The organism is Hyphomonas sp. (assembly GCF_040882205.1).
Classification (GTDB): domain Bacteria; phylum Pseudomonadota; class Alphaproteobacteria; order Caulobacterales; family Hyphomonadaceae; genus Hyphomonas.
Genome location: NZ_JBBEBT010000253.1, coordinates 1 through 17,069, shown reverse-complemented (window position 1 = coordinate 17,069; position 17,069 = coordinate 1). Strand labels below are relative to the sequence as shown.

Below are 17,069 nucleotides of genomic sequence, written 5' to 3'. Positions count from 1 at the left end.
CGCATTCGGCTCGGGGATCTAGTGCGTCAGCGTCATGTAACGCACGGTGAATGGCCCTGCCGTGACCGAAGCCTCCAGCGAGATTGTCTTCAGACGCTTGGTCTCGACGCCGCGCTCCTGCATCTTTGCGCGAACGAGTTCCGCCGTAAACGGCGTGGCATAGATCGGCGCCTTGGTCCGCAGCAGCGGATAGAGCAGTCCGATGGCGCCGATATGATCCTCGTGCGCATGGGTCAGGAACACCGCATCGATATGCTCGCCGACGAGATAGGCGGGGTCGGCGCAGATCAGGTCAATGCCGGGCGTGTCCGGGCCCCCGAAGGTTACACCTACATCCACCACGATCCAGCGCCTCGCATGCGGCGGGCCGTAGCCATACGCATTGAGGTTCATGCCGATCTCGCCGCACCCGCCGAGCGGGAGGAATACGAGTTCATCTGTCGTCGCAGCGCTATCGGGCATCAGGTCTCAACGGTTCCGTTTCCAGACTTCCAGCAACCCCCGGATCAGGACATCCTGATCGTAGTAGTCGATGGTCTCGCTCGCGCCTTCGAAGAGGGAGGCTACCCCTCCGGTGGCGACAACGGTCATGGGCTGACCATACTCGGCTTTTACCCGCCGCACGAGCCCATCAATCAGTTCAATATATCCAAGGAAAACACCCGACTGCATAGCAGACACCGTATCCTTGCCGATCACCTGCGCGGGCTTCTGGATCGCGACCCGGGGCAGCTGCGCGGCGGCCTCGTGCAGAGCCCGCATCGACAGGTAGATGCCGGGAGAGATGATACCGCCCTCAAACGCGCCGTCTGCCGCAACGACATCCAGGGTGGTGGCTGTGCCGCTGTCGATCACGATCAGCGCACCGGGATACCGGACGTGGGCCCCCAGGGCCGAGGCAATCCGGTCGGCGCCGACCTGTTCGGGGTGGCGAACACGCAGCTCGACCCCCGTTATCAGGCCGGGCTCGCCGATAAACATGGGCTCGACGTTGAGATACCGGCGCGCCAGCGTGCGGAAGTTGAACTGCGCCTGCGGCACCACCGTGGAGATCACGCAGCCCTTGGTCCGGGTCAGATCCACGCCGGACATGTCCGCCAGCCGCCAGAGCCAGGACGCATGGTCATCCGCTGTCTTGGTGGAATCAGTAGCGCTGCGCCAGCTGTGGACCCAGTGCTGCCCATCATGCAGCGCAAAGACCGTGTTGGTGTTCCCGACGTCAATTGCGAGCAACATGGCCCCTCAACTCCTGCCTATCTCGATTTCGCCGGCCCTTATGGTACGGCGTGACCCGTCCGGCAATCGAAGCAGAAGGGCGCCGTCGTCCTCGAGATCCTCGAAGATGCCCTCTGCCACCGTTTCCCCGGCCCGGACCTGAACTTGCTGACCTAAGGCTTCCGCGCGCGCCAGCCAATCCACCCGCGTACCGGCAAATCCGGATCGCGCCTGCTGAAGGCGGCGCATAAACGCCTCCCGGAGGCTCGAAAACACAGCCTCTGCGGGCGTTCCCGGGCGCATGCCCAGTTCGTGGAGGCTGGTGGCGGGCTGGGTCACGTTTTCGGGAGGGGGTACCAGATTGACGCCCATGCCGGCCGCAATCCAGAAATCCGCTCCTGCCCCGCCGGTCTCGACGAGGATACCAGACACTTTGCGCCGATCGATCCGCACGTCATTCGGCCATTTCACGCGCACGTCCGCGCCGGGCGCGTGTTCCAGCACCACATCAGTCACCGCCAGCGCCGCCGCAAACGGCAGCCGCAGGGCAACCTGCAGACCGCCCGGCTCCCGGAACATCGCGGTAGTGTAGACATTGCCGGCGGGCGAAATCCACTGCCGGTCCTGCCGTCCGCGCCCTGCGGTCTGCTGATCGGCCACAATCCACTGATCATGGAAACCGGCCGCCACGCGCCGCTTGGCTTCGGTGTTCGTGCTGTCGATGACGCCCATCCGGTAAACGGGCCAGGGCTCACTCAACGCGGGAGCCCCGCGGCTGCAAAGGTTGCCCAACCGCCTGTACCCAGTTCGCTGATGAAGATCATGAACACAATACCGGCGATGATGGCGCTCAGCACCACGGTCGCCATAACTGACAGGTCAATTGCCTCGAACTTTTCGGTCGGCTCATCGAACCACATGATCTTGATGAGCTTGAGATAGTAACCAAGAGAGATCACCGACGAGAAGACGACGAGCACGGCGAGCGCCACCAGTCCCCCTTCCAGACCGGCGCGAAGGACTTCGAACTTGCCGAAGAACCCGCCAAAGGGCGGAAGCCCTGCAATCGAGAAGATCAGCATGGAGAGCATGACGGCAAGCACAGGCTTGGTGCGCGCAAGCCCGCCCAGTTCAGAAATGCCCTCGACCATACCGCCGCGACGGCGCATCGCGAGCACCGCCGCAAACAGCCCGAGCGACGTGACCGCATAGATCGTCGAGAAAGTCAGCAAGGCCGCCGCGCCGAATTCCTGCCCGGCCGCAACCGCGACCAGCGCATAGCCCACGTTGGCAATCGAGGAGTATCCGAGCAGGCGCTTGATGTTCGTCTGAACCAGTGCGCCCAGAGAACCAATGATCATCGACAGGCCGGCGATGATCGAGACGATGATCTGCCATTGATCGATCACCGAGCCGAACACCGTGAACAGGATATTCGCGAAGACGACTGTCGAGGCCATCTTCGGCGCCGAGGCGAAGAACGCGACAACAGGCGTCGGGGCTCCTTCGTAAACGTCCGGCGTCCAGACATGCATCGGCGCCGCCGAGATCTTGAATGCAAGGCCGACGATCATCAGCACCATACCAAACAGCGCGCCGGTCGACATGCCCGCTTCGGCAATGCCGGCGAACGAGGTTGTACCCGTAAAGCCGTAAACCAGCGAGGCGCCGTAGAGCAGCATGCCAGAGGCTAGCGCGCCCAGAACGAAATACTTCAGGCCCGCTTCAGATGAGCGCGCGGAGTCGCGGTGGAAGGCGGCAAGCACATAGGACGAGAGGCTGAGCGTCTCGATGCCCATGTAAAGCGTCATCAGGTCGGCGGCCGACAGGATCATGCCCATGCCGAGGCTCGCAAAGATTATGAGCAGGGAATACTCGTAACGGGTCGTCTCATGCCGCTTCAGGAAGCCTTCGGAGATGATTAGCGCAACGCCGGCCAGCCCGAATGTGATCAACTTGGCGAAGTTCACGAATGTGTTGGTACGGACGAGTCCGCCGAAGGCTTCGCCCCCCTGGAAGTGAAGGGCTGCAAGAGCTGCTGCGCCGAACAGAGCCAGCGCGCCGAACTTGAACGACAGCGAATTGAACCGCTCGCCAAAGATCGCGCCAAGCAGCACGCCGACAAGTCCAGCCAGCGCCAGCCAGAGCTCCGGCGCTACCGTCATGAGGATGGAGGTGATGTCCAGCATGTTACTGGCCTCCGGCCATCAGCGACAGGATCCGCGCGGTCGAACTGTCTGTAAGATTGAAGATCAGGTTGGGCGCGACACCGAACAGGATCGTAAGGGCGGCTAGCGGCGCAATGCATACCCACTCGACGAGGTTCATGTCCTTGATGTCGTTGAGGTGCGGGTTGGTGATCTCGCCAAAGACCGTACGGCGGTAGAGCGTCAGCATATAGACCGCCGAGAAGATCACCCCGAGCGCCGCGCCGGCCGCCGCCCAGGTCGCGGCCTGGAAGGCGCCAACCATGGTGAGGATTTCGCCGACGAACCCGCTGGTGCCCGGTAAGCCGACGTTGGCCATCGTGAACAGCATGAAGAAGGAGGCGTAGATCGGCATGCGGCTGACGAGGCCGCCATAGGCCGCAATCTCGCGGGTGTGCATGCGGTCGTAGACAACGCCGACGATCAGGAAGAGTGCCCCGGAAATCAGGCCGTGGCTGAGCATCTGGAAGATTGCGCCCTGCACGCCTGTCTCGTTGAACGCAAAGATGCCGAGCGTAACGAAACCCATGTGCGCAACCGATGAATAGGCGATCAGCTTCTTCATGTCGGTCTGCCGCCAGGCGACGAGCGAAGTGTAAACAATCGCGATCACCGCAAGCGCAAACATCGCCGGCTGGAACATTGCGCTCGCATCCGGGAACATCGGCAGCGAGAAGCGCAGCATACCGTAGCCCCCCATCTTCAGCAGGACACCGGCAAGGATGACCGAACCCGCTGTCGGCGCCTGAACGTGCGCGTCCGGCAACCAGGTGTGAACCGGCCACATCGGCAGCTTCACCGCGAAGGACGCCATGAATGCCAGCCAGAGCCAGGTCTGGATGTTCGGATCAAACGCAAATTTTTCGAGCACTTCAAAGTCCGCCGAGCCTGCTGCGAGGATCATGTAGACCATCGCGACCAGCATCAGCAGCGAGCCGAGCAATGTGTAGAGAAAGAACTTGAACGCGGCATAGACGCGGTCCTTGCCGCCCCAGATGCCGACGATCAGGAACATCGGGATGAGACCCGCCTCGAAGAAGATATAGAACAGCACGAGGTCGAGCGCGACAAACACGCCGATCATGAAGGTTTCAAGCACGAGGAAAGCGATCACGTATTCGGTGACGCGTTTGTCGATCGAGCTCCAGCTGGCCAGAAGGCAGATCGGCGTAAGGAACGTCGTCAGCAGGATGAGCGATAGCGACAAGCCGTCCACGCCAAGCTTGTAACTGATTGGTCCGTACCAGGCATGTTGCTCAACGAGCTGGTAGCCGTCCACTGTACGGTCGAATGCGAAGAAGGCCGCAACTGACGCCACAAAGGTTGCGGCCGAAATAATGAATGCCGCGAGAAGTGCAGCCTTGCGCGACTGCGCGCTCGACTCGCCCTTACTGCTGCCGGCGGTTGCCGCACGCACAAGCATCACGAGCACCGCGCCCGCCAGCGGCAGGAACGTCATCACGGTAAGGATCGGGAAACCGCCCATCAGTTTGCTCCACCCGATCTGAGCCAGAGAACAGCGCCGAAGATGATCGCCGCACCGATGATCACGAAGGCATAATGGTAGAGGTAACCAGTATGCATCAGCGACAGGCGGCGCGAACTGACGGCCGCCAGTTTGGCAAGGCCATCGGGCCCGATGCCGTCAATGACCTTCTTGTCCGCCTTCCAGAAGATGTCCCCCAGGAAAGCCGAACCGCGAACCAGCGTCGCCTGGTAGATCTCGTCGAAATACCATTTGTTCGAGAACAGGGCATGCAGCGGTCCACCGCTGGCAGCGACGCGCGCGCCAATGCCCCGGTTGAAGAAGTAGGTGAACGTCGCGATCAGGAAACCGGCGAGGGTGACCAGCAGCGGTGCCCACAGCACCCATTCCGGAACATCATGCCGGTCGTGCAGCACATGGTTTGCTTCGGCGCGGTAGATCGCGCCTGCCCAGAAGGCTTCATTATTTGCGTCCACGAAGGCGTCGTAGAAATAGAATCCCGCAAACACCGCGCCGAGGCTGAGCAGCGCCAGAGGGATCAGCATAACCAGCGGGCTCTCGTGCGGTTTATGATCGTGGCCATGGCCATGATCATCGTGTGCATGATCGTCGAGGGCCTGCGCGTCGTGCCGATGGGCATCATGCGCATGCGCCTCATGCGGCGCAGGGCCGTGGAAGGTCATGTAGATCAGGCGCCAGGAATAGAAGCTTGTCAGGAAGGCGGCGAGCAGGCCGAACCAGAACGCCACCTCGGCGAACGAGACACCGGCGGTTGCGCCTGCAAAGGTGCTTTCCAGGATCGCATCCTTCGAGAAGAAGCCGGAGAAGCCGAACTTGGTATGCGGCAGGCCGAGGCCAATGATGGCGATCGTGCCGATCATCATCGCGGCGTAGGTCAGCGGCATGAACTTCGCGAGGCCGCCCATTTTCCGCATGTCCTGCTCATGGTGCATGCCATGGATGACCGAACCGGCGCCGAGGAACAGCAGCGCCTTGAAGAAGGCGTGCGTGAAGAGGTGGAACATCGCCGCCTCATAGGCGCCGACACCGGCCGCAAAAAACATATACCCCAGCTGCGAACAGGTCGAATAAGCGATCACGCGCTTGATGTCGTTCTGCGCCATGCCGACCGTCGCGGCATACAGAGCCGTCACCGCGCCGACCAGCGCCACCATACCGGCGGCGTAGAAAGTGTACTCGTAAATCGGCGACAGGAGGCAGACGAGATAGACGCCTGCCGTCACCATCGTCGCGGCGTGGATCAGCGCCGACACAGGTGTCGGGCCTTCCATTGCGTCCGGCAGCCAGACGTGCAGAAAGAACTGCGCCGACTTGCCCATCGCGCCGATGAAAAGGAGGATTCCGATCAGCTCCAGTGCGTAAACGCGCTGGCCGAAGAACACCATCACCGCCTCACGCGCCGGCGCGGCCTCGGCGAACATCGGCGTCACGACGGCGTTGGTGCGGATCGCGTCCAGCACCGGACCGAACTCGACCGACTTGAACACGAAGAACACGGCCATTATTCCAAGCGCGAGGCCAAAGTCGCCCACGCGGTTTGTCACGAAGGCCTTGATGGAGGCGTCGTTCGGCGCCTTCTTCGTGTACCAGAAACCAATCAGCAGGTAGGACGCAAGGCCCACGCCTTCCCAGCCGAAGAACAGCTGGATGAAGTTGTCCGCCACCACCAGCATCAGCATCATGAACGTGAAGAGCGAGAGATAGGCGAAGAAACGCGACTTGTGCGGGTCCTCACTCATGTAGCCCCAGGAGTAGAGATGCACGAGGCCGGAAACGCCTGTGATCACAGCCATCATCACGATCGACAAAGTATCTACACGGATCGCCCAATTGGCATGGAAATCGCCGACATGGATCCAGGGCATCAAAGTGATTATGTGCTGCTTCAGTTCCACCGCTGCCGCTTGCGCGCCCACCGTCAGATAGGCGTCATAGCCGGACGCGTGGTGCACGGCTTCCGCTGCGCCGCCGAGCCCTGCCGCATAGGCGATCAGCTGGTAGAGCGAAAGCGCGCCGCATGAGAGCACCGCCCCCGTGGTGACGGCCATCACGATGCGGTCGCCGATCCACTTGTGGAACAGGCCCGTCAGCGCCGCAAAGCCGGGCGCAAGGACGATATAGATGAGCAGGCTATCCGGAAGCATACTGGGGGTCAGCCTTTCATAAGGTCGACATTCTCAACCGAGATGTCGCGGCGATTCCGGAAGTAGACAACGAGGATAGCAAGCCCGACGGCCGCTTCTGCCGCCGCAACGGTCAGCACCAGCATCGCGAAGATCTGGCCCTGGATCGTGCCGGTGAAGACCGAGAAGGCGACCAGGTTGATGTTTACTGACAGGAGAATCAGCTCGAGCGCCATCAGGATGACGATGACGTTCTTGCGGTTCACGAAGATGCCGACCACGCCGACAGTGAACAGCGCCGCCGAGACGATCAGGAAGTGGAGGATGCCGAGTTCGGTCATGTCAGATCCCCTGCCCCGGAGCTGGGTCTTTCATCTCGTAGGCATCTGCGCGGCGCCGGCCGGTCTGCTTGCCGACATCCTGGCGCTTCACGTTCGGACGGGTGCGCAGCGTCAGCACGATGGCGCCGATCATGGCGATCAGCAGAATGATGCCAGCCATCTGGAACAGCAGCAGGTACTGCGTGTACATCACCGCGCCGATAGCTTCGGTATTGGTGTCAGCGCCCGGAGACGGATCGAAGTTGTCAAACGTAAGTGAACCGCTGGCCGACCAGACAAGCGCCATTTCCGCAATCAGGATTAACCCGATCAGCAGCGCGAACGGCCAGTAGCCAAGGCTACCCTGCTTCAGCTCGACGAAGTCCACGTCCAGCATCATCACGACGAAAAGGAAAAGCACCGCGACGGCGCCGACATAGACAACGATCAGCAGCATCGCGAGGAATTCGGCGCCGATCAGCACCATCAGCCCCGCCGAAGAGAAAAAGGCCAGTATCAGCCACAGCACGGAGTGCACCGGGTTGCGCGCGGCAATGACGAACACTGCCGAGAGGATCACGATGGCCGCGATCAATACAAATGCGATCAGTGCCACTGCCTTCTCGCCCCTTTTCTGTTCCGGAAAAGCCCCCTGGCCAGCCGGTCTGTGTTTCTAGTTCGGCGCGCTACCGGTACGGCGCGTCCAGCTCAAGATTCTTTGCGATCAGGCGCTCCCAGCGGTCACCGTTCGCGAGGAGGCGTTCCTTGTCGTAGAACAACTCTTCGCGGGTTTCCGTTGCGAACTCGAAGTTCGGCCCCTCGACGATGGCGTCGACCGGGCAGGCTTCCTGGCAGAAGCCGCAATAGATGCATTTCACCATGTCAATGTCGTAGCGCGTTGCGCGCCGGGCGCCGTCTTCGCGCGGTTCGGCTTCGATGGTGATGGCCTGCGCCGGGCAGATCGCTTCGCACAGTTTGCATGCGATGCAGCGTTCCTCGCCGCTCGGATAACGGCGCAGCGCATGCTCACCCCGAAAGCGCGGCGACAGCGGGTTCTTCTCGAACGGATAGTTTACGGTCGGCTTGCGGCGGAACATTTCCCGGATCGCGACCCAGAACGCGCCCGCGAAATCGGTCAGCAGCGCGCCGCGAAGAGTTTGCGCGAGGCTCATGACTGAACTCCGAAATAAGTGACGTACCCGGCCACGATGACCACCGCGGCAAGCGATGTCGGCAGGAAGATTTTCCAGCCAAGGCGCATCAGCTGGTCATAGCGGTAACGCGGCACGATGGCCTTCACCATGGCGAACATGCAGAAGCACATGAGCACTTTAAACATGAACCAGAACAGGCCCGCGAGCGCGGTCAACAGAGCATAGTCGCGCGCGAAATCGTCGCCCATGGAAACCGGGCCGTGCCAGCCGCCGAGGAAAAGGATTGTCATCATCGCGCACATCAGGACGATGTTGAGATACTCGCCGAGCATGAAAAGCAGATACGGCGTCGAGCCATACTCGACCTGATAACCAGCGACGAGTTCGGACTCAGCTTCCGGCAGGTCGAACGGGGGACGATTTGTCTCCGCCAGCGCCGAGATGAAGAACATCACGAACATCGGGAACATCACGAGGACCAGCGGGAAGTTCTGGAAGGCAAAGGCGTGCCAGTTCCAGAAGCCGCCATCCTGGTTCGCGACAATGTCAGCGAGGTTCATCGAGCCGACCATGAGGATCACAGTGATGATGATGAAACCGATAGAGACCTCATAAGACACCATCTGCGCCGCCGAGCGCAGCGCGCCCAGGAACGGGTATTTCGAGTTCGAGGCCCAGCCGCCCATGATGATGCCGTAGACACCCAGCGAGCTGATCGCAAAGAGATACAGCACCCCGACGTTCAGGTCCGAGATGACCCAGGCCGTACCCGCGTTTGTGCCCGGCGCCACCGGGATTGCCGCCCAGGCCGCGAAGGCAAGCGTACAGGTCAGGATCGGCGCGAAGATGAAAACGAACTTGTTAGCGCCTGCCGGGATAACGATTTCCTTGAGCAGGAATTTCCCGAAATCCGCAAACGACTGCAGCAAGCCGAACGGGCCCACAACGTTCGGTCCCTTGCGCATCATCACGCCGGCCCAGATCTTGCGGTCCAGCAACAGCAGAAACGCAATCGACAACAGCAGAACGAGCGTGAACAGACCGATCTGGCCGAGCACCAGAAGTGGCCCCCAGAGGCTCCCCAAAGACTCGATTGCATTACTCATGGCGCCGCCCTACTCCGCTGCTACTGCGGTGTCTAGGCTGGTCGCCAGCGCAGAACACTCAGCCATTGTGCGCGAGGCGCGGGCGATGGGATTGGTCAGGTAGAAGTCGGCTACGGCGCGGCCGAACGGCTGGCTGCCAAGCCTGTCACCAGCGGCTGGCGGCGCCGCGGAAAGCGCCGCCACACCCTTCGCGCCGGGTGCATAACCCCGGCCGGAGAACGGCGTGTTCTCGCCGGCCTTGCCGCGCAGCACAGCGCGCAGATCATCAGCCGTGTCATACGCCAGCACCTTGCCGATTACACCAGACAGGGCTCGGAAAATCGCCCAGCCCTCGCGGGCCTCGCCCTTGGGCTGCACAGCCCGCGTCGTCATCTGCACGCGGCCTTCGGTGTTGACGTAGGTCGCGGACATTTCCGTATACGCCGCGCAAGGCAGTACGATATCCGCGCGCGAAGCGCCGGCATCGCCGTGCGAGCCAATATAGATCACTTTCACCGCGGTGAGCTTCGAGAGGTCTACTTCGTCCGCCCCCAGCAGCACGACTGTCTTCAGCCCGCCACCGAGAATATCCGCCGTCGCCTTGCCGCCCTCTGCCGGCAGGAAGCCCACATCCAGCGCGCCGACGCGGCCCGCAGCGGTGTGCAGCATGCCGTAGCCGGCCCACCCATCGGCGACCGCGCCGATATCCTGCGCGAGCTTCAGCGCGGCTGAGAGGATCGCCCCGCCGTCCGCGCGGCAGACCGCCGTTTCGCCGATCACGATCATCGGGCGCTTTGCGCCCTTGAAGAACTCTGCCACCGCACTCGACGCCAGCGCGTCCGCGCCTGAGCCGATGTGCACATAAGGATAGGTCAAGTCCGCAGCTTCGCCGATTACTGCAACCTTCAGATTACCCCACAGCCAGGACTTGCGGATGCGGGCATTCCAGACTGCCGCCTCAATGCGCGGATTGACGCCCACCAGAAGCAGCGCGTCAGACCCTTCCACGCCGGCAAACGTCGGGTTCAGCAGGTAGTGTTCGCGCACGCCGCGGGCGCCGTACTGCGCGCCTGCCGGACGGCAATCTGTGCTTTTCACACCCAGACCCCGGAAAAAGTCCAGCGCAGCTTTCGCCTGCTCGGCCTCGATCAAGTCACCGGCGACGACGCCGATCTCGTCAGCGCCGACCGACAGCGCCGCTTTCACAGCGTCCAGCGCTTCCGGCCAGGTAACCGCATGCAGCTTGCCGTTCTGGCGCACGTAAGGCCGGTCGAGGCGCTGGCGTGCAAGGCCGTCCCACACGAACCGGGATTTGTCCGACAGCCATTCCTCGTTCACGTCTTCGCAGATTTCCGGAAGGATACGCATGACAGCGTCCCCCTTCGCATCCACGCGAATTGCTGCGCCCATCGCGTCCATCACATCGATAGAGGAGGTCTTGCGCAGCTCCCAGGGGCGCGCATTGAAGGCATAAGGCTTCGACGTCAGCGCACCGACCGGGCAGAGATCGATCACATTACCGGAAAGCTCAGATGTCAGAGATTTCTCCAGATATGTTGTGATTTCCGCGTTCTCGCCGCGCGAAATCATGCCGATCTCTTCCACGCCGGCGACTTCCGCCACGAAGCGGACGCAGCGCGTGCACTGGATGCAGCGGGTCATGATCGTCTTGACCAACGGACCCATGTTTTTGTCTTCGACCGCGCGCTTGTTCTCGTCATAGCGGCTGTCGGCGCGGCCGTAAGCGACTGCCTGGTCCTGCAGGTCGCACTCGCCGCCCTGATCGCAGATCGGGCAATCAAGCGGGTGGTTGATCAGCAGAAATTCCATCACGCCATTGCGGGCTTTCTCGACATAGGCGCCCTTGGTGCGGACAATCGGCGCCGAACCGTCCCTGTTCGGACGCATGTTGCCGACGATCTCCGCACACGAAGCAATTGGCTTCGGCGCGCCTTCCCACTCGACGAGGCACATCCGGCAGTTGCCCGCCACGGACAGGCGCTCGTGATAGCAGAAGCGCGGGATCTCGGCGCCCACTTCCTCGCACGCCTGCATCAGCGTGTAGGACTTCGGCACTTCAACTTCGACGCCGTCTATGATGAGTTTGAACGTGTCTGACATTATCCTTACTCCGCCGCGATCACGGCGCCCTGCACGAGCGAGCGCGGCTGCCGGTAACGCGTGATGCGTTCTTCGATTTCATGGCGGAAGTGGCGGATAAGTCCCTGGATCGGCCAGGCTGCTGCGTCGCCGAGCGCACAGATCGTGTGGCCTTCGACCTGCTTTGTCACATCCAGAAGCGTGTCGATCTCGTCGTGGGTGGCTTCGCCGCGCACCATTCGCTCCAGCACGCGCCACATCCAGCCGGTGCCTTCGCGGCACGGTGTACACTGGCCGCAGCTCTCGTGTTTGTAGAAGTAGGCGAGCCGCGCAATCGCCTTGATCAGGTCTGTTTGCTTGTCCATCACGATGACGGCCGCCGTGCCGAGACCCGATTTCAGGTCGCGCAGCGTGTCAAAGTCCATATAGGCATCCAGGATCTGTTCGGCTGGCAACATCGGCACCGACGAGCCACCCGGAATCACCGCCTTCAGGTTTTCCCATCCGCCGCGAATGCCGCCGCAATGCGTTTCGATCAGTTCACGGAACGTGATCGACATTTCCTCTTCCACATTGCACGGCTTGTTCACATGGCCGGAAATGCAGAACAGCTTCGTGCCCGCATTGTTCGGACGGCCAAACCCGGCAAACCATTGCGCACCGCGCCGCAGGATGGTCGGCACCACCGCAATAGATTCTACATTGTTGACGGTCGTCGGGCAGCCATAAAGCCCCGCATTCGCCGGGAACGGCGGCTTCAGGCGCGGTTGGCCCTTCTTGCCTTCCAGGCTTTCGAGCAGAGCGGTTTCCTCGCCGCAGATATAGGCGCCGGCGCCGTGGTGGACGTAAAGGTCGAAGTCCCAGCCATTGACATTATTCTGGCCGATCAGCTTTGCTTCGTAAGCTTCCTTCACCGCCTTCTCGAGCGCGTGGCGCTCTGCGATGTATTCGCCGCGAATGTAGATATAGCACTTGTGCGCGCGCATGGCCCGGCTCGCCACCATACAGCCTTCGATCAGCAGGTGCGGATCATGCCGCATGATCTCACGGTCCTTGCAGGTGCCGGGCTCGGACTCGTCGGCGTTCACGACGAGATAGTGCGGCCGGTCGCGCACTTCTTTCGGCATGAATGTCCACTTAAGGCCGGTCGGAAAACCTGCGCCCCCCCGCCCGCGCAGGCCAGACGCCTTGATCTGGTCACACAGCCAGTCGGGGCCAAGATCCAGCATCTCTTTGGTCAGGTGCCACGCGCCTCGCTTCTTCGCGGCTTCGAGGTCCGGCGAGTGGAGGCCGTAAAGGTTCGTGAAGATGCGGTCCTTGTCCTGCAACATGGCCTATTCCTTAATGTCCTTGCTGGAGGGCTCTTCGCGTTTCGTATTGGTCGGCGCCTTGACGTCCGGCAGGCCGGTAGCTTCCGGCGTCGGCTCCGGCGGCTTCGGCAGGTTTGGCAGCCCAGACATCTTGTTGCGGCTGCCATCGAATAGCGACGGTTCGGTCAGCACGGTCGCGCCGCCTTCCGGCGCACTGTTGACGCGGTCGATCTGCGGGCCCGGCGCTACCTCTACGCCATTACGCAGGCGGCCGAGGATGGCTGAGAAGCTCTCCGGAGTGAGGTCTTCGAAGAAGTCATCGTTGATCTGCACCACCGGCGCATTCACGCACGCGCCGAGGCACTCGACCTCTTCCCAGGACAAGCGCTGATCGTCGGTCACGAACATCGGCTTGCCTATTTCTTTCTTGCAGACCTCTTTCAGGCCTTCTGCCCCGCGCAGCTGGCACGGCGTCGTACCGCAAAGCTGCACGTGGAATTTACCCACCGGCTGCAGACGGAACATCGTGTAGAAGGTCGCGACCTCGTAGACGCGGATATACGGCATCTCAAGGCGATCTGCGACTTCGCGCATGGCGGGTTCCGACAGCCAGCCGGCATTGTCCTTCTGCGCCAGCCACAAGAGCGGGATCACCGCCGATCGCTGCTTGTCCGACGGATATTTGCCGCGCCAGAACGCGATCTTCTCTTCCGTCTCGGGCTTGAAGGCAAATCGGTCTCCGCCTGCCTCGATGTCAAACCGGCGCAAGGCCATCTATCGCTCCTTCCGGGCGGGCACGGTCACGCGCCCCGCCTCATCCATCGGCCAGAAGGGATTGAACGCCACTTCCCAGGCGTTGCCCTCCGGGTCTGCAAAATAACCGGAATAACCGCCCCAATAGGTCTTGTGCGGCGCTTTGGGGATGCGCACACCGGCCTCGCCGAGACGGCTGAAAATCGCATCGACTTCTTCAATCGAACGCGCGTTGAATGCCAGAGCAAAGCCCCGGAAACCGCCCTTGCGGTCAGCTTCCATTCCGGCATCTGCCGCCAGCTTTGTCTCGTCCCAGAGGCCCAGCGCCATGCCGCCAGCATTGAAGAACGCAACCTCGCCCTTCACGCCCCGGTCCTCAAAGCCCAGAACGTCCGTATAGAAACTAACCATCACGGCAAGGTCCTTGACCCCGAGCGTGATGATCGACAGGCGCTGTTGCGGCAGAGCGGCCATCAGACAGCTCCTGCGCGGGCGAAATCGACGCGGACAATCTTACCGCCCTTGATCGTGTAAATCGCAGCAACCTCGAACCTGTCACCGCCCGGCGCGCGCTCGACCTGCTCATGGTCGATCACGGTCGTGCCGAGATCGATCCGGTTGGCAAGCTTCGCATGGTTCCTCGGGAACTCGTAGAACATGTCTTCGTGACGCTTACGGATGGCTGCGATGCCGCTGAATGTCACGTCGCTGTTGAACGTCGCCAGTACGGCATCCTCCGCGTAGCATGCGAGAAAAGCTTCGATATCCTGTTTGTTATATGCATCCAGTTGTTTCTGGATGAGTTCAGCGGAAGCACTCACCGGTCCACCTCCCCGAACACGATGTCGAGCGAGCCCAGAATCGCCGAGACATCTGCGAGCATATGGCCCTTGGAAAGGTGGTCCATCGCCTGCAGGTGCGCGAAGCCCGGCGCGCGGATCTTCGCCCGGTATGGCCGGTTGGTTCCATCGGCCACAAGGTACACGCCGAACTCGCCTTTCGGCGCTTCGATCGGCACATAACACTCCCCAGCCGGAACGTGGAAACCTTCCGTATACAGCTTGAAGTGATGGATCAGCGCTTCCATCGAATTCTTCATCTCGGCGCGGCGCGGCGGTGACAGCTTGCTGCCAGCCAGAAGGACCGGGCCGGGGCCGTCCTTCGCCATCAGCTCGATGCATTGCTGGATGATCTTTGTGGACTCTTTCATTTCTTCCATGCGGCAGACGTAGCGGTCGTAATTGTCGCCGTGCACGCCTACTGGTATCTTGAATTCGAGTTCAGAGTAGCATTCGTAAGGCTGCGACCGGCGAAGGTCCCAGGCGAGACCGGTGCCGCGCACCATCACGCCTGAAAATCCCCAGTCCATGATCGTACGCTGGTCCACCACGCCGATATCGACGTTGCGCTGCTTGAAGATGCGGCTCTCGGTGATCAGGTCCTCGATACGCGCGAGCTTCCCGGGGAACTGGTCACACCAGGTCGCGATATCGTCGATCAGCTTCTGCGGCAGTTCTTGGTGGACGCCGCCGGGCCGGAAATAGGCCGCATGCATACGGCTACCGGAGGCGCGCTCGTAGAATACGCAAAGCTTCTCACGCTCCTCGAACCCCCAGGTGATCGGGGTCAGCGCGCCGACGTCCATCGCCTGCGTCGTCACGTTGAGAATGTGCGACATGATCCTGCCGATCTCGGAGAACATCACGCGGATCAGGCTGGCGCGGCGCGGCACGCTGATGCCGAGTAGTTTCTCGACCGCAAGACACCAGGCATGTTCCTGGTTCATAGGCGAGCAGTAATCGAGGCGGTCGAAGTAAGGCAGGCCCTGCAGGTAGGTCTTGTATTCAAGCAGCTTCTCGGTGCCGCGGTGCAGAAGACCGATATGGCTGTCTATCCGGGTCACAACTTCGCCGTCGAGATCCATGATCATCCGCAGCACGCCGTGCGCAGCCGGGTGCTGGGGCCCGAAGTTCAGCGTGAACCTGCGCTCATCTTCTTCAATCAGGTGGGCTGTGTCGGCCATGGTCTCAGACGCCTCCGCCAGCTTTCTCGTCGCCCGGGATTTCAGAGGTCATCCCTTCCCAGGGCGAGAGGAAATCAAAGTTGCGATATTCCTGAACCAGTTTCACCGGCTCATAGATTACGCGCTTCTCGAGGTCGTCATAGCGAACCTCGTAATTTCCCGTCAGCGGGAAATCCTTGCGCAGCGGGAAACCTTCGAAGCCATAATCCGTCAGGATACGGCGCAAATCCGGATGGCCCGAGAACTGGATTCCATACATATCGAAAGCCTCGCGCTCGAACCAGTTGGCCGCCGGCCATATCGGCACGCAGCTCGCCACCGTCGTTTCTTCATCCGCGCGAATGCGCACGCGGACACGGTGGTTCATCCGCATCGACAGGAGATGATAGACTACCTCGAACCGCTCATTGCGCTCGGGATAGTCGACACCGCAAATGTCGATCAGCGTCTCGAAATTGCACTGCTGATCGTCGCGCAGGAAACGCAGCAGCGCCAGGATATGATCGCGCTCTGCCAGAACGGTCAGCTCGCCCACGACAATCTGCGTCGAACGGACGGCGTCCGGCATCCGGCCGTCGATATGGGCCGCGAGATCGACAAGGTTCTCGATGTTCATTGGACTTCGCCCTTACCGTTCAATCGATCCTTCGCGGCGGATCTTCTTCTGCAATTGCAGAAAGCCGTACACGAGCGCTTCAGCGGTTGGAGGACAGCCGGGAATGTAGATGTCGACCGGCACGATCCGGTCGCAGCCGCGCACGACGCTGTAGCTGTAGTGGTAATAGCCGCCGCCATTGGCGCAGCTGCCCATCGAAATCACGTAACGCGGCTCCGGCATCTGATCGTAAACCTTGCGCAGCGCCGGGGCCATCTTGTTAGTCAACGTACCGGCCACGATCATCACGTCCGACTGGCGCGGCGACCCGCGCGGGGCCATGCCGAAACGCTCAAGGTCGTAACGCGGGTTGCCGGCGTGCATCATTTCGACAGCGCAGCAGGCCAACCCGAACGTCATCCACATCAGCGAGCCGGTGCGCGCCCAGGTAATCAGGTCGTCGGCAGCGGCTGTGAAATAGCCCTTGTCGGCCAACTGGTCCGACAGGCCCTTATAGAACGGGTCATCATTGCCCGGGGTGTAACCTTCTGCGCCGGCCCGGGCGCCGCCGAGGGCATAGGGTTTGTGCGAGTTGTCGGACATCATTCCCACTCCAGCGCGCCGCGGCGCCACTCGTAGAGGAACCCTATTGTCAGGACGCCGAGGAACCCGACCAT

At 61.5% G+C, this 17,069-nt stretch carries 19 protein-coding genes; all 19 read right to left on the bottom strand.

The annotated features are described in order from the left end of the window. Nucleotides 1-18: 18 nt before the first annotated feature. Nucleotides 19-462: an MBL fold metallo-hydrolase gene (locus tag WEA77_RS10925; protein WP_368067915.1), complete on the bottom strand. Its 444-nt coding sequence runs from the start codon at nt 460-462 to the stop codon at nt 19-21. 6 nt (nt 463-468) lie between these two features. Beyond that, nucleotides 469-1,236: a type III pantothenate kinase gene (locus WEA77_RS10920; RefSeq protein ID WP_368067914.1), complete on the bottom strand. Its 768-nt coding sequence runs from the start codon at nt 1,234-1,236 to the stop codon at nt 469-471. Nucleotides 1,237-1,242: 6 nt separating this feature from the next. Next, nucleotides 1,243-1,974 carry a biotin--[acetyl-CoA-carboxylase] ligase gene (locus WEA77_RS10915; RefSeq protein ID WP_368067912.1) on the bottom strand — a complete coding sequence of 244 codons (732 nt, stop codon included), beginning with the start codon at nt 1,972-1,974 and terminating at the stop codon, nt 1,243-1,245. After that, nucleotides 1,971-3,404 (bottom strand): NADH-quinone oxidoreductase subunit NuoN, encoded by a 1,434-nt coding sequence (gene nuoN / locus WEA77_RS10910; RefSeq protein ID WP_368067911.1) that lies wholly within the window; start codon nt 3,402-3,404, stop codon nt 1,971-1,973. The genes WEA77_RS10915 and nuoN overlap by 4 nt, the downstream gene beginning before the upstream one ends. Nucleotide 3,405: 1 nt before the next feature. Further along, a complete protein-coding gene (locus tag WEA77_RS10905; protein ID WP_368067910.1) occupies nt 3,406-4,908 on the bottom strand; it encodes an NADH-quinone oxidoreductase subunit M in 1,503 nt (500 codons plus the stop codon). After that, entirely contained in the window at nt 4,908-7,073 is a 2,166-nt protein-coding gene (gene nuoL, locus WEA77_RS10900; protein WP_368067909.1) for an NADH-quinone oxidoreductase subunit L, read from the bottom strand. The genes WEA77_RS10905 and nuoL overlap by 1 nt, the downstream gene beginning before the upstream one ends. Before the next feature lie 8 nt (nt 7,074-7,081). Continuing rightward, nucleotides 7,082-7,393, bottom strand: coding sequence for an NADH-quinone oxidoreductase subunit NuoK (nuoK, locus tag WEA77_RS10895; RefSeq protein WP_368067908.1), 312 nt, complete (start codon nt 7,391-7,393; stop codon nt 7,082-7,084). Nucleotide 7,394: 1 nt separating this feature from the next. After that, nucleotides 7,395-7,988, bottom strand: a complete 594-nt coding sequence (locus tag WEA77_RS10890; RefSeq protein ID WP_368067906.1) for an NADH-quinone oxidoreductase subunit J — start codon at nt 7,986-7,988, stop codon at nt 7,395-7,397. Nucleotides 7,989-8,058: 70 nt separating this feature from the next. Next, a complete protein-coding gene (nuoI, locus tag WEA77_RS10885; protein ID WP_368067905.1) occupies nt 8,059-8,544 on the bottom strand; it encodes an NADH-quinone oxidoreductase subunit NuoI in 486 nt (161 codons plus the stop codon). Further along, a complete protein-coding gene (gene nuoH / locus WEA77_RS10880) occupies nt 8,541-9,632 on the bottom strand; it encodes an NADH-quinone oxidoreductase subunit NuoH (protein ID WP_368067904.1) in 1,092 nt (363 codons plus the stop codon). The genes nuoI and nuoH overlap by 4 nt, the downstream gene beginning before the upstream one ends. A 9-nt stretch (nt 9,633-9,641) precedes the next feature. Beyond that, entirely contained in the window at nt 9,642-11,732 is a 2,091-nt protein-coding gene (gene nuoG, locus WEA77_RS10875) for an NADH-quinone oxidoreductase subunit NuoG (RefSeq protein ID WP_368067903.1), read from the bottom strand. A 5-nt stretch (nt 11,733-11,737) separates the two neighbouring features. After that, complete coding sequence (gene nuoF, locus WEA77_RS10870) at nt 11,738-13,042, bottom strand: NADH-quinone oxidoreductase subunit NuoF (RefSeq protein WP_368067901.1); 1,305 nt, start codon at nt 13,040-13,042, stop codon at nt 11,738-11,740. Nucleotides 13,043-13,045: 3 nt separating this feature from the next. Further along, complete coding sequence (nuoE, locus tag WEA77_RS10865; RefSeq protein WP_368067900.1) at nt 13,046-13,795, bottom strand: NADH-quinone oxidoreductase subunit NuoE; 750 nt, start codon at nt 13,793-13,795, stop codon at nt 13,046-13,048. Continuing rightward, the gene (locus WEA77_RS10860; protein WP_368067899.1) at nt 13,796-14,248 is read right to left on the bottom strand and encodes a VOC family protein; all 453 of its coding nucleotides are present in this window, start codon (nt 14,246-14,248) and stop codon (nt 13,796-13,798) included. After that, nucleotides 14,248-14,595: a nuclear transport factor 2 family protein gene (locus tag WEA77_RS10855; RefSeq protein ID WP_368067898.1), complete on the bottom strand. Its 348-nt coding sequence runs from the start codon at nt 14,593-14,595 to the stop codon at nt 14,248-14,250. Before WEA77_RS10855 ends, WEA77_RS10860 begins: the two co-directional genes overlap by 1 nt. Beyond that, nucleotides 14,592-15,797, bottom strand: a complete 1,206-nt coding sequence (locus WEA77_RS10850; protein WP_368067897.1) for an NADH-quinone oxidoreductase subunit D — start codon at nt 15,795-15,797, stop codon at nt 14,592-14,594. Before WEA77_RS10850 ends, WEA77_RS10855 begins: the two co-directional genes overlap by 4 nt. Nucleotides 15,798-15,801: 4 nt before the next feature. Next, nucleotides 15,802-16,413, bottom strand: a complete 612-nt coding sequence (locus WEA77_RS10845; protein ID WP_368067895.1) for an NADH-quinone oxidoreductase subunit C — start codon at nt 16,411-16,413, stop codon at nt 15,802-15,804. A gap of 12 nt (nt 16,414-16,425) precedes the next feature. Continuing rightward, nucleotides 16,426-16,998, bottom strand: coding sequence for an NADH-quinone oxidoreductase subunit B family protein (locus WEA77_RS10840; RefSeq protein WP_368067894.1), 573 nt, complete (start codon nt 16,996-16,998; stop codon nt 16,426-16,428). Then, nucleotides 16,995-17,069, bottom strand: a 75-nt coding sequence (gene ndhC / locus WEA77_RS10835; RefSeq protein WP_368067916.1) for an NADH-quinone oxidoreductase subunit A, incomplete at its 5' end; no start/stop codon positions are given. The genes ndhC and WEA77_RS10840, both read right to left, overlap by 4 nt.

Excerpts from the sequence above, each read along its gene's own strand:
- nuoE (WP_368067900.1), bottom strand. The coding sequence starts at position 13,795 with ATGGCCTTGCGCCGGTTTGACATCGAGGCAGGCGGAGACCGATTTGCC.
- WEA77_RS10860 (WP_368067899.1), bottom strand. The coding sequence starts at position 14,248 with ATGGCCGCTCTGCCGCAACAGCGCCTGTCGATCATCACGCTCGGGGTC.
- WEA77_RS10840 (WP_368067894.1), bottom strand. The coding sequence starts at position 16,998 with ATGATGTCCGACAACTCGCACAAACCCTATGCCCTCGGCGGCGCCCGG.
- nuoI (WP_368067905.1), bottom strand. The coding sequence starts at position 8,544 with ATGAGCCTCGCGCAAACTCTTCGCGGCGCGCTGCTGACCGATTTCGCG.
- WEA77_RS10920 (WP_368067914.1), bottom strand. The coding sequence starts at position 1,236 with ATGTTGCTCGCAATTGACGTCGGGAACACCAACACGGTCTTTGCGCTG.
- nuoN (WP_368067911.1), bottom strand. The coding sequence starts at position 3,404 with ATGCTGGACATCACCTCCATCCTCATGACGGTAGCGCCGGAGCTCTGG.
- WEA77_RS10925 (WP_368067915.1), bottom strand. The coding sequence starts at position 462 with ATGCCCGATAGCGCTGCGACGACAGATGAACTCGTATTCCTCCCGCTC.
- nuoK (WP_368067908.1), bottom strand. The coding sequence starts at position 7,393 with ATGACCGAACTCGGCATCCTCCACTTCCTGATCGTCTCGGCGGCGCTG.
- nuoG (WP_368067903.1), bottom strand. The coding sequence starts at position 11,732 with ATGTCAGACACGTTCAAACTCATCATAGACGGCGTCGAAGTTGAAGTG.
- WEA77_RS10850 (WP_368067897.1), bottom strand. The coding sequence starts at position 15,797 with ATGGCCGACACAGCCCACCTGATTGAAGAAGATGAGCGCAGGTTCACG.
- WEA77_RS10845 (WP_368067895.1), bottom strand. The coding sequence starts at position 16,413 with ATGAACATCGAGAACCTTGTCGATCTCGCGGCCCATATCGACGGCCGG.
- nuoF (WP_368067901.1), bottom strand. The coding sequence starts at position 13,042 with ATGTTGCAGGACAAGGACCGCATCTTCACGAACCTTTACGGCCTCCAC.
- nuoL (WP_368067909.1), bottom strand. The coding sequence starts at position 7,073 with ATGCTTCCGGATAGCCTGCTCATCTATATCGTCCTTGCGCCCGGCTTT.
- nuoH (WP_368067904.1), bottom strand. The coding sequence starts at position 9,632 with ATGAGTAATGCAATCGAGTCTTTGGGGAGCCTCTGGGGGCCACTTCTG.
- WEA77_RS10905 (WP_368067910.1), bottom strand. The coding sequence starts at position 4,908 with ATGGGCGGTTTCCCGATCCTTACCGTGATGACGTTCCTGCCGCTGGCG.